General features: G+C 36.1%; 10 protein-coding genes and 1 tRNA gene. 8 read left to right on the top strand and 3 right to left on the bottom strand.

What is annotated here, in order from left to right; all coding sequences use genetic code 11:
• Positions 1 to 7: 7 nt before the first annotated feature.
• Positions 8 to 2,092 carry a hypothetical protein gene (locus tag MKZ18_RS02855; protein WP_061785575.1) on the top strand — a complete coding sequence of 695 codons (2,085 nt, stop codon included), beginning with the start codon at positions 8 to 10 and terminating at the stop codon, positions 2,090 to 2,092.
• A gap of 198 nt (positions 2,093 to 2,290) precedes the next feature.
• Here the strand turns inward: MKZ18_RS02855 and istB are convergent, their stop codons facing one another.
• The gene (gene istB, locus MKZ18_RS02860; protein ID WP_000980839.1) at positions 2,291 to 3,055 is read right to left on the bottom strand and encodes an IS21-like element helper ATPase IstB; all 765 of its coding nucleotides are present in this window, start codon (positions 3,053 to 3,055) and stop codon (positions 2,291 to 2,293) included.
• Positions 3,052 to 4,314: an IS21 family transposase gene (istA, locus tag MKZ18_RS02865; protein WP_251385950.1), complete on the bottom strand. Its 1,263-nt coding sequence runs from the start codon at positions 4,312 to 4,314 to the stop codon at positions 3,052 to 3,054. Before istA ends, istB begins: the two co-directional genes overlap by 4 nt.
• Positions 4,315 to 5,218: 904 nt before the next feature.
• On the opposite strand from istA, the gene MKZ18_RS02870 reads away from it, so the two are divergent.
• Positions 5,219 to 7,147 carry a fructose-1,6-bisphosphatase gene (locus MKZ18_RS02870; protein ID WP_340842939.1) on the top strand — a complete coding sequence of 643 codons (1,929 nt, stop codon included), beginning with the start codon at positions 5,219 to 5,221 and terminating at the stop codon, positions 7,145 to 7,147.
• Between the two features lie 152 nt (positions 7,148 to 7,299).
• Positions 7,300 to 7,373 (top strand) — tRNA-Gly (locus tag MKZ18_RS02875).
• 122 nt (positions 7,374 to 7,495) lie between these two features.
• Here MKZ18_RS02875 and MKZ18_RS02880 read toward each other — a convergent pair.
• Entirely contained in the window at positions 7,496 to 8,161 is a 666-nt protein-coding gene (locus MKZ18_RS02880; protein ID WP_025908455.1) for a B3/B4 domain-containing protein, read from the bottom strand.
• Between the two features lie 109 nt (positions 8,162 to 8,270).
• Here MKZ18_RS02880 and queG point away from each other — a divergent pair, with 109 nt between their 5' ends.
• The 5 genes from queG (at position 8,271) to yhbH (ending at position 14,566) form a co-directional block, all read left to right on the top strand.
• On the top strand, positions 8,271 to 9,407 hold the full coding sequence (queG, locus tag MKZ18_RS02885) for a tRNA epoxyqueuosine(34) reductase QueG (protein WP_025908456.1): 1,137 nt from the start codon (positions 8,271 to 8,273) through the stop codon (positions 9,405 to 9,407).
• A 75-nt stretch (positions 9,408 to 9,482) separates the two neighbouring features.
• Complete coding sequence (locus MKZ18_RS02890) at positions 9,483 to 10,373, top strand: amidase domain-containing protein (RefSeq protein WP_061785571.1); 891 nt, start codon at positions 9,483 to 9,485, stop codon at positions 10,371 to 10,373.
• A gap of 58 nt (positions 10,374 to 10,431) precedes the next feature.
• Positions 10,432 to 10,932, top strand: a complete 501-nt coding sequence (trmL, locus tag MKZ18_RS02895) for a tRNA (uridine(34)/cytosine(34)/5-carboxymethylaminomethyluridine(34)-2'-O)-methyltransferase TrmL (RefSeq protein WP_090752733.1) — start codon at positions 10,432 to 10,434, stop codon at positions 10,930 to 10,932.
• A 333-nt stretch (positions 10,933 to 11,265) separates the two neighbouring features.
• A complete protein-coding gene (locus MKZ18_RS02900; RefSeq protein WP_025908459.1) occupies positions 11,266 to 13,161 on the top strand; it encodes a PrkA family serine protein kinase in 1,896 nt (631 codons plus the stop codon).
• A gap of 226 nt (positions 13,162 to 13,387) precedes the next feature.
• The gene (yhbH, locus tag MKZ18_RS02905) at positions 13,388 to 14,566 is read left to right on the top strand and encodes a sporulation protein YhbH (protein WP_025908460.1); all 1,179 of its coding nucleotides are present in this window, start codon (positions 13,388 to 13,390) and stop codon (positions 14,564 to 14,566) included.
• Positions 14,567 to 14,647: the final 81 nt, after the last annotated feature.

The raw sequence follows: 14,647 nt of genomic DNA on the forward strand, positions 1-14,647 counted from the left end.
AATTTAATTGTCATTTTTTAGTAAGATACTTATATTGATTATTTTGTTTTTAATAAGAAAGAAAATAATAGCTCTAACGAAAAAAATAATTAATTTTATATATCCATATCAAAGTTTTATTTTTTACACCAAGCATGTATTTCGAAAAAATAATCAAAAGCTTAAGAATTTTAACATCTCCCTTTTGAAATTTATATCCACAATATCAATATGGAGAAAAGAACTAATCTATGTTGCAGGTAAATATAATTTTTACGCTACAATGATTAGTCCTATAATTTTTATAGGGCTATTTTATTTTTTATATTTAACTATTCCTAATACAAAAACTATTGTGTATGTTTTACAACATATTAACGAATGGTTTATGCAAATCAATTTAAATGTTGTAAAAGCAATAAAGAAGTATCCTTCATATACAATTGGAGTAATTGATGTAGCATCTAACGTTCTAGCAATCTTTTGGTCAATTTCTCTTACTATTTATTTTTTTGCTTATAGAGAGAGAAAATCTGTTGCTATTAGTAGTAACTTAGCATCTGGTAATATGGGATTTATAGTAGGTTTAGCTCTTATCCTTTTCAATACAATTTATGGGAAGATTTTCGCTATCCCATTTAATAAAGACAATATGTTAAATTTCTATGAAGATCCTCAAAACTTAGTAAGACTTCCTATATGGATTATCATTACTTGTATGAGTTTATTTTATGGGGTTAATACTCTTCGTAAAATGCTTAACAGTATCGACATTAGGACACTACTTAGACACTCAATGTCTAGTATTAATACTGTTATTATTCAAGTAATGATTTTGAACAAAGATTTTAAATTCAGAAAAGGTTTATATGAATATTTAAATGCTTCTATTGAAACCTATTATCAAACATTAATTGTTTGTGTGGAGAAAAATATGATGGAAGTTTATAATGAGTCTTCTAAGTCGTTGGAGCAGTTATCTTCTCTTTTTATTGAAGGTATTCCACAGGAGATGATGGATTATCTTGGGGAGAATTCACAAATTACCATACCTTCTCAGTTACTATATCAAGCTTCTAAGGCACAAAACTCTGAAGAAGCTTATAAAAGTTTACATAAATCGTTGCTAATTCAGCATGTAGCATTAATAAAATCACTACACGATCATAATCGTCATTCCGAAATATCACGATGTATAGAAATACTCTTTACTTTCGAGCCATCAGACCAGTTTGAAGATCTGAAAAAAGAATTTCATACTATTTTACATGAATTAATTATGTACTTGGATTCAGATGAACCCGTACTATTTCGAACAGTCTTAGACTTTTTAGAGCAGTTCTGTAGCCGAGAGATTGCTCAAGATGTTTCAAGTATTGGTGGGTTAAGAATTTATAAGCATTTACTATTAAATGCAGTAGAACAAGGAGATATAAACTTACTTAGTCATCTTGCATACTCTATGAAGAGGCTTATGAACAAAGGAGAAAAGGGTAAATCGGAAGTTGAAGCAGGTAAAACAGAAGTTGAGGTTTCATGGACAACCGGAGTTCATATTAAGATAGAAAGCAGTGAAAGCTCTAATATAGAGCAAGCAATCATATACCTCATTTTGCAGTCTATATTAAAAGGTATAGAGTTATCCAAGTATCCTGTAACAGGATTCTTAGTTAAATATTTAATAACTAATCATTCTCATGGTAATATCTTAAAGGATACTTTTGCAGAATTAAAGGAAAATAATGGTGAAGATATTTATTTATCAAGGGCAAAGCTAGAGGGGTATTGCTTTTCGGATTTGGATGTAGATTTTGTGTTTAATGAAGATACTATTATATATTGTATGCAAAAAATGGCCTTAATCATTTATACTCAGAGGGTCTTTGCTTATGAGAATTCCCTTCCTGGCTGGATGAAGATGGGGGATAATATTGATATAAAATTCGTATTAACTCCATATATCAAACCAGAATATTTAAAATACCTTGAAGAGAAAATATCAAAAGCCAAAGATAAGTTTGGATTACTTTCTTTAGAAAAGATGAAAGAGTATATAAAGATTCCAACAGATGAAGAGGAGAAACAAGAGAAAACCGCTGATTCTCCAACTTAAATTTGTTGTGGAATGGTTATTTTATAATAAAATTCGATTTACAAAGTCAATCTTCTAGATATAACAATTCTAGGAGGTTGATTTTTTATGTTACCAACAAAAGAAGAAATTATTGAACATTTATCAAATAAGATGACCTGTCAACAACGATTCAAATTTCCCCAATTTCAACGAAATGAAATTCCCCATTATGAACGGCTAAATCGTTGTTTGGGCAGGATAAATTCCTGCTTTTTTCTTTTCTCGCAAACGGTAGGAGTCACCCTTGATGTTAAATGTAATCGCATGATGTAAGAGGCGATCCAAGATAGCCGTTGCCAATACATCGTCACCAAAAACTTTTCCCCATTCAAGGTACGATTTATTAGATGTTAAAATCATTGCTCCTTGTTCGTATCGCTTTGAAACAACCTGGAAGAAAACATTGGCGGTTAGTTCATCAAAAGGAAAATAACCTACTTCATCTACAATTAACACGTCTGGACGACTCCAACGATTTACGAGTCGCTGGAGTGTCCCTTTATCATTGGCCTTGCGGCACTGAGCCACTAAGTCGTCGGCCGACAAAAATAGGGCTGTATATCCTTGGGTAATCGCTTCAATCGCAAAGGAGACGGCTAAATGAGTTTTTCCTACACCCGGAGGACCCAGTAATATGCGATTTTCCCCATTGGCAATAAAGCGACATGTTAAGGTTTCCTTGACCCTTTTCTCGCTCAGACTTGGTTGAAATGTAAAGTCAAAATCATGAATCGTTTTGGTGTAAGGCAGCTTTGCCCGTTTCATTCGCTTTTCTAGTTGATCAGAATCTTGTTGCTCCGTTTCATGCAAAACGATAGTGTGAAGAAACTCAGAATATGATACATTATCCTTAGAAGCGTCTTCTAGTAAACTATCAAGTTGGTTGGCTGTATGATGCCAGCCGAGCTTCTTTAAACGCTCCAATAAGAGTTCGTTCATCATACAGACTCACCTTCTTCCAGTGCTGCGTAAGCAGCGAGAGGGCGTTTTTCCACATTTGGAGATGGGGTATGAGAGTGAAGACCGTCGGTCGCCAAATCTTCAACGTTCTTCGCTTTCTGCCCTTTTTCTTTTGTATGTAGCCCATCATAGTGTTCCATTCGGATATGAGTAGTTGCTTTTCCTGTAAGAACCGGATGCTTTGCGATACATTCACGTTCATCGTAAATCTCTAAATGATGATCGAGTGTTTCTTTAATCTTAACCATTTGTCCAGCGTAACGGTAAGGAACTGAATACCTTTTTCCGCGGTACGACACCACACAGTCCCGACTGACTTCTCTGGTTTCCCAATGTGAAGTGGGAAACAGAGGCTTCACTCCCCATATCTGCAGGAACTTCTGTTCCTGCTCAAATCGTTGAAATGGTGACTCATTAGTAGTCTGATTGGTTTTCTTGTTAGCTATCTGATCCAACCATGTACGTACGGCTTCATTTAATGCATGTAAAGTTGGTTCGTGTTTTCGCTGAAAGAAGTTATCTTTCAAATACTTAATGGTTCTTTCTACTTTCCCCTTTGTTTGCGGACGTTTAGGACGACAGGCTTTTGGCACAATCCCATAGTAGGCTAAGAAATCCTCAAACTTGCGATTGAAACGAATCTCTACAGGACTATGCTTGATTACAACGGTTTTCATATTATCATAGAGAATTTGTTCTGGTACCCCATTAAAGTAAGAAAAAGCATTCATATGACACTTCATGAGGGTTTCGAGATTCATGTTGGTTGTAAACTCTACGTACTTCATTCGGGAATAACCTAATATCATCACAAATGCATAAATGTCTTGCAGATTGCCATTCACTAAGTATTTTCCCACGTACGCCCAATCCACTTGGGCTTGTTTCCCTGGTGGTGTTTCAAACCGTAAGGTTGCCTGTTTCTTTGGCTGTTGACGAAGAGGACGAACAAAGTCTCTTAAAATTGTCATCTTCCCCTCGTAACCCATCGTTTGAATTTCCTCTAACAGTACGACACAGTTGGTTGTTCCTTCTTTGACTCGTTGAAGGATGTAGGACTTATAGGGTTCGAGCTTACTCTCTTTCTGCTGCTCGCTTGCCTTACGTTCCGGCAACTGATTGCTTTTTAGATATTTGCTGATCGTTTTACGATCGAAGCCTGTTGCTTCTGCAATGGCTGTTTTCGTCCACCCTTTCTGAAATAACTCTCTAATCATAAAAAACTCCCCAATCTTCAGCACCGTTTCTTCACTCCATCTTTGATGTTTGTTTCGAAACGATTATCTGTTATTTTTGGGGAATTTAAAACCGTTGTTATTGGGTATTTTACAATCGTTGATTACAGACCAATCAAGACATTGCAAGTATTTATGGTATTACATTTCAAAAAGTAATCCAACTTATTAAAAAATATAAGCTTAATTCAAGTGAGCTTAGAAAAGTAAACAAATATACTGTTTATCTTCATTTATTAAATGGTGAAGTTGTTTATATAGGAAGTGGAGTTTGGTATCGGTGCAGAAGATATACTAATAGAAGAAACACGGAACATAAGCAACTAATGAAGGATGGTAAAATTGAATATAAGTTTGTAGGAGAGTTTAATCGAGAAGAAGATGCAAGAAGATTTGAAAAGGAGCTCATAAGAGAGTATAAAAAATTGGGGCAAGCCAAATTCAATAAGATTTAATCAAAAGCACTCAAAATAAATCATAAATAGGGTTGACTTTTCTGAAGGAACAAGGCATAATAATAAAGATAATCGTGTTAACCGAAAAAACAACAAAGTTCGACAAACGTTGAAGGTAAAGATCTAAATAAGATTCGAGTTGTTTTGGGGACTCAAAATCGTGTTCCTTCGGGAGTGTCGGTTCGACCCCGACCACTGGTATTAGTTTTACATAAAAGAGCGTAATGTTAAGACTTCAACAGAGATGTTGAGGTCTTTTTTGTGTTTAGTCTTTTCAAAGCAACTGATTAAGTTTGAATTAAATAAAAATTGTAAATTAGTTAACAAAATGTAATTGATCTCTCTAGAAGTCGAGTGTGAAGAGGTGTACAATAAGTACTAAAGATGAAAGACTCACGCAGTAAGCTTCTGTAAACGCTGAGGTGATAAGTTAGTTTGAAAGGGGATACATAGTTTTGAACGTAAATTATTTAGATCTACTGGCTAAGAAGTATGACACAGAAGAGAAAGTGGTAACGGAAATTATTAACTTAGAAGCAATTCTAAATTTGCCAAAAGGAACAGAACACTTTGTAAGTGATTTACACGGCGAGTATCAGGCCTTTCAACACGTATTACGAAATGGGTCGGGAAACGTAAAAGAAAAGATTAAAGATCTGTTTAAGGATACATTATCTCAACAAGAAATTAATGAATTTGCGACGCTTGTTTATTATCCAGAAGAGAAGCTGAAGATTATTAAAGCAAACTTTACTCGCAAACAAGAACTACGTGATTGGTATACGACAATGATTAATCGCATGCTTGATTTAGTTTTGTATGCATCATCGAAGTATACACGTTCAAAGGTGCGTAAAGCACTCCCTGAGCAGTTTGCTTATATTATTGAAGAGCTTTTATATAAGACAGATGAATTTACAAATAAAGAGCATTACTATCATAAAATTGTGCAGCAAATCATTTCATTAGGACAAGCTGATAAACTTATATCAGGACTGGCTTATACCATTCAGCGGTTGGTTGTCGATCATTTGCATGTCGTTGGAGATATTTATGATCGTGGTCCAGAACCTGATAAGATCATGGAAACTCTTATTAACTATCATTCCGTCGATATTCAGTGGGGAAACCATGACGTTCTTTGGATTGGAGCTTTTGCAGGTTCGAAAGTATGCTTAGCTAATATTGTTCGTATTTGTGCACGTTATAATAACTTAAATATTATTGAAGATGCGTATGGTATTAACTTACGACCACTTCTAAACCTAGCAGAAAAATATTATGATGATAATCCTGCATTCCGTCCAAAAGAAAATGTAGGTTCGCACCTATCTGAGCATGAACGTTTACAGATTACAAAAATTCATCAAGCTATTGCGATGATTCAGTTTAAGCTTGAAATGCCAATTATTAAAAGACGTCCGTATTTCAATATGTCAGAACGACTTTTGCTTGAGAAAGTTAATTATGAAACAAATGAAATTACACTTGGAGATAAAACGTATCCTATTGAAAATGGATGCTTTGCAACGGTAAACCCTGAAAATCCACAAGAGCTCTTAGAAGAAGAGGAGCAGGTTATTGAGAAATTATTGTTTTCAGTTCAACATTCTGAAAAGCTAGCAAGACATATGAACTTTCTTATGAATAAAGGAAATCTCTATTTGAAATACAATGGGAACTTACTCATCCATGGATGCATTCCTTTAGATGAAGAAGGAAATATGGAAAAGATGGTGATTGAAGGCAAGTTTTATTCAGGTCGTCAACTGTTAGATGTGTTTGAGCGGTATTTGCGTTCGGCTTTTGCAGGCCCGGATAAAACGGATGATTTAGCAACTGACATGGTCTGGTATTTATGGACGGGCGAATATTCATCTCTATTTGGAAAACGAGCGATGACGACGTTTGAGCGCTATTTCATTAAAGATAAAGCAACGCATAAAGAAAAGAAAAATCCATATTATTACCTTCGTGAAAAAGAGGATATGTGCCGTCGAATATTAGCTGATTTTGGATTAAATCCAGATCATGGTCATATCATTAATGGTCACACGCCTGTTAAAGAGATAGAAGGTGAAAACCCTGTTAAAGCAAACGGTAGAATGATTGTCATTGATGGCGGGTTTTCAAAAGCATATCAATCACAAACCGGAATTGCAGGATATACGTTATTGTCTAATTCTTATGGCATGCAGTTAGTTGCTCATAAGCACTTTAACTCCAAAAAAGATATCTTATTGGACGAAGCTGATGTACTATCCGTTAAGCGACTAGTTGATAAAGAATTGGAACGAAAAATGGTAAAAGAAACAAATGTAGGTGAACAGATATTAGAAGAAATTTCAGTTTTAAAAGCTTTAAGAGATTATCGATATAGCTAAGAAATAGGCTTTGCAAGGTAACTTGTAAAGCCTATTTGTTTATGAAAACTTAATAGTTCGTTAATATTTTCACATAAATTTAACAGAAGGGTTGCAATTTATGTCGAAAGATACTATAATGAATGTTGTTAAGAGATAGCACAACTTCATTTGCGGGTGTAGTTTAATGGTAAAACCTCAGCCTTCCAAGCTGATGTCGTGGGTTCGATTCCCATCACCCGCTCCATACATATTGTGATCACAACGCAGTATCTTGTTTACCAAAAACAAGGTGTTGCGTTTTTTATATTTTTAGGGTTATAGTGAATAAAAAAGACGTTTATCTAAATTAGATAAACGTCTTTGTGGTTAGTTGATAAGCGAATACGAAGCTTCTCCACCATGAATTTGTGTAAACATGGTGCTGAGAGATTCAGTTAGTTTTAAGGAGCTTTCAGTAGATAGAGAAGGTTTTAAGAAGATTATCTGAAGTGCTTCAGATGTCTGTTCAGAAACTGGAGCTCGGTTGGAGTCAACATAAGGACTTCCAAAAGGACCTTGTTCATCTGCTAATACAAGCTTATTGTATAGAGACACTTCTCGACCATTAATTGCAAGGTAACTTTCATCTTCATTCCCAAGTCGTAACGAAATGTCTCCATTTAAACAGCTTTTATCGTAAATGCCTAAAGGAACTTCGTACTGAAGGGAAAAGAAGTTATTTAAGTCTACAGCTGAATTAATTGTGGGTAAATACGTTTGTTTTTGAATTCGACGAAATAATGCTTCAATGGATGGACGATATTTGCTTGGATCGGTTCCAAACTCCTTAAATATGCATCTCCACTCCTTGATTCCTTCAAAAGAAGTGATGGTTCTATCTTGTAAATCAAAATAAATGGATTCTTGAAAGAGTCGTAACCTTCCTTTTAACATTTGTGGAGCTTCGCTTACTTCGATATTTCGATAATGAATAATACCTAGTTTAATATCATTATTTTTTTCTTTAATTTCTGGTGAAATGATAACGTTCATATAAAATACCACCTTTTCATTAGTGAGTTATGTATAGAGTAGAATTGTTCCAGTGAAAATGATAGTAAAAGCAATTCTACGCATTGAATTTTAAAGGAGAATAGCATAAATGGATTTTCAACAGTTAAAAAAAGAAGTGATTGCCTATAGTAAAGAAATAGGTATTGATAAAATTGGTTTTGCTAGTGCGTCAACGTTTGAGACGTTAAAAGATCGTTTATTAAGACAACAAGAATTAGGCTACGCTTCAGGGTTTGAAGAACCAGATATTGAGAAGCGTACGAATCCAACGCTTTTGGTTCCAAAAGCGAAGTCAATCATTGCTATTGCTCTTGCATACCCTTCTAAAATGCCTAATGCACCAAGAAGTACAAAGGAAGACCGAAGAGGCATTTTTTGTCGTGCTTCTTGGGGACAAGATTATCATACCATTTTACGAGATAGGCTCCAAAAACTTGAATCGTTCTTAAAAGAAAAAGTTCAAGGTGTTGAAGTGAAATCTATGGTAGACACGGGCGAGCTCTCTGATCGAGCCGTTGCCGAGAGAGCTGGGATTGGCTGGAGTGGAAAGAATTGCGCGATTATTACGCCGGAGTTTGGTTCATACGTATATTTAGGTGAAATCGTCACGAATATTCCATTTGAACCGGATCAACCAATTGAAGACCAGTGCGGTACTTGTAATAAATGTGTTGAAGTATGCCCAACAGGTGCATTAGTTACAGGCGGACAGCTTAATTCTCAGCGTTGTATTGCATTTTTAACACAAACAAAAGGTTTTTTGGTAGATGAGTTTCGAGATAAAATTGGCAACCGCTTATACGGCTGCGATACGTGCCAAACGGTATGTCCTGAGAATAAAGGTAAAGACTTTCACTTTCATCCTGAAATGGAACCAGATCCTGAGATTGCAAAGCCGAAGTTAAAGCCGTTATTAACAATGAGCAATCGTGAGTTTAAAGAAAAATATGGCCATGTATCTGGTTCTTGGCGTGGAAAAAAACCAATTCAACGTAATGCAATTATTGCACTTGCTCATTTTAAGGATGAAACAGCTATACCTGATTTAATTAAAGTAATGAAAGAAGATGTACGTCCTGTAATACGAGGAACAGCAGCTTGGGCCTTAGGGAAAATTGGAAACGATGAGGTGCTACCTATACTGGAACAATTAAAAGAAAAAGAGCAGGATGAGGAAGCCAAGCAAGAGTTTGAAAAGGGAATTGCGCTGTTAGTAAAGTCATAGAAGATGAAATTGTTGTGTTAAAAGGTAAGCTGTTCATCATAGCGTATAGTAAAAGCAGAGAAATGTGGTGAACAGATGCTAGCAAAGAAAAATGTCCTATATACATTGATGAAAGCCAAAGCAAATAGCTACGTGAATCAAGTAATCAGCGAGGACTTTAAGCCGTTTATCGAACAGGAATACGAGCTTAAGCAGTCTTTACTGAGAAAGAGAAAAGTAGAGGTTGTGAAGTGTACGGTTAAAGGAGCTATTCATGACGTTCAAAATGAAAATGAAGAGACAAAGGTTACTTATCAAATACACAAACGATTTTTATGTAAACAAGATGATTTATTTTACGTAGAAGAAGAGGTAGAAGAGCGGTGCGCATTGTTTTATAAAGATACGCTAATTCATGATAAATTGCTTCCTATTCATATAGATGAAATAGATGACTTAGAATTTAGTATGGATGATAAGGAAGAAGTAGCTGATCGAAATGGGTACTATGACCGTCTAGCAGCGGTACAGTATGCAGAAACATATTGGAATACGCCTAATCCAGCTTATAAATACTTTGAGGTGAACTGTACGAATTACATCTCTCAGTGTTTACGAGCAGGAAAAGCCCCTATGAGAGGTCAACCTAATCGAAGTAAAGGCTGGTGGCTAAGTAAAGATAATTGGAGCTATAGCTGGGCGGTGGCACACTCGATGCACAGTTATCTCCAAAACTCAAAACAAGGGCTGCGAGCCATTAAAAAAAGCTCAGTTAAAGAGTTAACAATGGGTGATGTTATTTGCTATGATTTTGAAGGAGACGGCAGATGGAACCACACGACAATCGTTGTGGCAAAAGATGCAGACGGGATGCCTTTAGTTAATGCTAATACGTATAATAGCCGCATGCGCTATTGGGCTTATGAAGATTCGACAGCTTATACGCCAAATATGAAGTATACGTTTTTCCATATTACCGATCAATAAATATCCCTTTTGTTTTGAAAAGTTAATGGTATAATGATGAATAGATTTGTATTTAGAGGTGACTATTTTGGGACTACATGTTGTTTTATATCAACCAGAAATTCCAGCTAACACTGGTAATATTGCGAGAACTTGTGCAGCAACGAACACAACTTTACACTTAGTTCGTCCATTAGGCTTCTCGACGGATGATAAAATGTTAAAGCGCGCCGGCTTAGATTATTGGGATTATGTTGAGGTTATCTATCATGATTCGTTAGAAGAAATTTTTGAAAAGTATCCAGAAGCCGCATTTTACTTCATCACTAAATTCGGAAAGAAGCCGCATTCATCCTTTGACTATAGCAATGTAGAAGATGATCACTTCTTTGTGTTTGGTCGCGAAACAAGTGGCTTACCTGATGAAATCATTGAAGCGAATATGGATAGATGCTTGCGTTTACCAATGACGAAAAACGTTCGTTCTTTAAACTTATCAAACACGGCAGCTATTTTAATTTATGAAGCGCTGCGACAGCAAGAGTACGGCGACTTATTAAGAGAAAATCCCCTTGATTAAGGGGATTTTCTTTTTTTTACAAGGATGACTGTTCTATGTAGGTTCATTCTATTTGCGCTTTACCCCAGGCTTGTCATTATACCCAGCCGTAAAAATTGCTGATAAAAAAGCAAGTGATACGCCTAAAACCAATAGTAACCTCATGGATAGAGCCTCCTTTATTTTTCTGTCATGCTCCTCCTAATTATTATAGCTAATTCATGGCACGCTGTGAATCTTTAATGTAGACAAAATTCTGAATTTCTTAATTTAAAAAGCATGTTCAAACATTTTACTGCATAGATTGTATTAATCTTGTTCACTAGCACCAGAACTAGTAGGGGAGGTCCTTTAATGGATATATTAAAGAAAATTGAAAAATACCGTGAAGCAGAGAATCGACTTAAATGGGAAGGTACATTTGAAGAATATTTAAAACTAATTAAAGATGAGCCTTTAATTGCTCAGCCAGCGCATTCAAGGGTCTACAATATGATTAAAGATGCAGGAATTGAAGATGTCAATGGGAAAAAGCAATATAAATTCTTCAGTGAACAAATGTTTGGTCTAGAAGAATCGCTTGAAAGGCTGGTTGAAGAATACTTCCATCCTGCAGCGAAACGATTAGATGTCCGGAAGCGTATTTTATTACTTATGGGACCAGTTAGTGGAGGGAAATCAACGCTAGTTACCATGCTAAAAAGAGGATTAGAAGCGTATTCTTTAACAGATCGTGGTGCTGTCTATGCAATCAAAGGATGCCCAATGCATGAAGATCCACTTCATTTAATTCCACACCATCTGCGTCGAGACTTCTATGAAGAGTATGGCATTCGAGTTGAAGGAAACTTATCGCCTTTAAATACAATGAGATTAGAGGAAGAGTATGGCGGCAGAATTGAAGACGTTATTGTCGAAAGAATCTTCTTCTCTGAAGATAAACGTACGGGGATTGGTACATTCAGTCCATCTGATCCAAAATCTCAGGACATTGCTGACTTAACAGGAAGCATTGACTTTTCAACCATTGCTGAATACGGATCAGAATCAGATCCACGAGCATATCGATTTGACGGAGAGCTAAATAAAGCGAACCGAGGAATGATGGAGTTCCAGGAGATGTTAAAGTGTGATGAGAAGTTCTTATGGCATTTATTATCTCTTACCCAAGAAGGGAATTTTAAAGCAGGACGATTTGCTTTAATTAGTGCAGATGAATTAATCGTCGCACATACAAATGAAACGGAGTATCGCTCCTTTATTTCGAATAAGAAAAATGAAGCCTTGCATTCACGTATTATCGTCATGCCGGTTCCATATAACTTAAAGGTTAGTGAAGAAGAGAAAATCTATGAAAAAATGATTCGAGAAAGCGACGTATCGGATGTGCATATCGCACCACATACGCTGCGCATTGCTTCCATCTTTACAACGCTAACAAGATTAAAAGAGCCTAAAAAAGGCGATATTGATCTATTAAAGAAAATGAGGCTATATGATGGCCAATCTGTTGAAGGTTACAACGATGCAGATGTGGAAGAGTTGAAGAAAGAACATTCGGATGAAGGTATGAGTGGAATCGATCCACGTTATGTAATTAACCGTATTTCATCAACCATCATTCGAAAAGATATTAAATCAATTAATGCGTTAGATGTATTGCGTTCACTAAAAGAGGGGTTAGATCAGCATGCATCTATTTCAGCAGAAGACCGTGAGCGCTATCTAAACTACATTTCATTAGCACGTAAAGAATATGATGAAATCGCGAAAAAAGAAGTTCAAAAAGCATTCGTATATTCATATGAAGAATCAGCGAAGACGCTGATGGAGAACTACCTCGATAACGTTGAGGCATATTGCAATAAAAACAAGCTGCGCGATCCGTTAACAGGGGAAGAAATGAATCCAGATGAAAAGCTAATGCGCTCAATTGAAGAGCAAATTGGCATTTCAGAAAATGCGAAGAAAGCGTTCCGTGAAGAAATCTTAATCCGTATTTCTGCGTATGCTCGTAAAGGGAAACGCTTTGACTATAATTCGCACGAGCGTTTACGTGAAGCTATTCAGAAAAAATTATTTGCGGACTTAAAAGATGTAGTGAAAATTACCACATCAACGAAGACACCAGACGAACAGCAGCTGAAAAAAGTAAATGAGGTAGTTGCTCGCTTAATTGATGAGCATGGCTATAATTCCGTTTCAGCGAACGAACTTTTACGCTATGTAGGAAGCTTATTGAATCGATAAAGAATGATAAAAAACATGGCACCGCTGATATGTGCCATGTTTTCTTTATCTTTTATATTAGCAAAATAGGCATTTATCTCATTCACAGTAGATGCTTTTTCATATGATAGTGTACAGCCGGACTTTTTAAAAGTCGAAGCTAAATTAATTAGCAAGTATACCATTTTGAGACATAGGATAGAATAACCAACCTTTCAAAAGCAGCTTGAACAAGGAGGGGAAATACGTGGGTAAAGAGATTGATAAGAGTTTTGCGATTTCCAAGGAAGACTGGTCCCTCCACCGTAAGGGTCATGACGATCAGAAGCGACACCAAGAAAAAATCCAAGAAGCGATAAAGAATAACTTACCGGATTTAATTACAGAAGAAAACATTGTCATGTCAAATGGGAGAGACGTTGTTAAGATTCCAATTCGTTCATTAGATGAGTACAGAATTCGCTACAATTATGATAAGAATAAACATGTTGGTCAAGGTGATGGGGAAAGTAAGGTAGGAGATGTGGTAGCCAGAGATGGATCTGGCGGTGATGGAAAAAAAGGTGCTGGCAAAGGTCAAGGTGCAGGTGATCAAGCTGGAGAAGATTACTTTGAAGCAGAAGTATCGCTCATGGAGCTACAAGAAGCACTGTTTGCACAGCTTGAACTTCCGAATTTACAGCGAAAAGAATCTGATAACATTGTTGTTGAACACATTGAATTTAATGATATTCGACGTACTGGCTTGATGGGGAACATTGATAAAAAGCGCACGATGATGTCTGCGTACAAGAGAAATGCAATGACTGGTAAGCCTGCATTTCACCCAATTTTCCCTGAAGATTTAAAGTTTAAGACGTGGAATGAAGTAACAAAACCTGAATCAAAAGCAGTTGTGCTTGCGATGATGGATACAAGTGGGTCTATGGGGATTTGGGAAAAGTATATGGCGAGAAGTTTTTTCTTTTGGATGACTCGCTTTTTACGAACAAAGTATGAAACTGTCGAAATTGAATTTATTGCCCATCATACAGAAGCCAAAGTTGTTTCAGAAGAAGACTTTTTCTCTAAGGGAGAAAGCGGTGGAACTATTTGTTCATCAGCTTACCGTAAAGCACTTGAATTGATTAATAAAAAGTACGATCCTAGCCGTTATAATATTTATCCATTTCACTTTTCAGATGGCGACAATTTGACATCCGACAACGCAAGGTGTGTTAAGCTTGTAAACGAACTAATGAAGGTTTCTAATATGTTTGGATATGGAGAAGTAAATCAATACAATCGTCATTCGACTTTAATGTCTGCATATAAGAATATTCAGGATGAACAGTTCCGCCATTTTATTCTTAAGCAAAAAGCAGATGTATTTCATGCGATGAAAAGCTTTTTTAGAAAAGAGCCAGAAGGAACAAAATATGCATAAGGTATCACTTAAGAAGCCACTTCTATACAAGAAGGGGCTTCTTGTAGTTGACAGCTATTCGTCTCCGTTATATAGTTTATG

Origin of the sequence: Priestia sp. FSL W8-0001 (genome assembly GCF_038050335.1) — a bacterium.
Lineage (GTDB): Bacteria > Bacillota > Bacilli > Bacillales > Bacillaceae_H > Priestia > Priestia flexa.

Bases quoted from the DNA above. Each gene is read 5' to 3' on its own strand.
- istB (WP_000980839.1), bottom strand. From the start codon at position 3,055: ATGATGAACGAACTCTTATTGGAGCGTTTAAAGAAGCTCGGCTGGCAT.
- MKZ18_RS02880 (WP_025908455.1), bottom strand. From the start codon at position 8,161: ATGAACGTTATCATTTCACCAGAAATTAAAGAAAAAAATAATGATATT.
- queG (WP_025908456.1), top strand. From the start codon at position 8,271: ATGGATTTTCAACAGTTAAAAAAAGAAGTGATTGCCTATAGTAAAGAA.
- MKZ18_RS02890 (WP_061785571.1), top strand. From the start codon at position 9,483: ATGCTAGCAAAGAAAAATGTCCTATATACATTGATGAAAGCCAAAGCA.
- MKZ18_RS02900 (WP_025908459.1), top strand. From the start codon at position 11,266: ATGGATATATTAAAGAAAATTGAAAAATACCGTGAAGCAGAGAATCGA.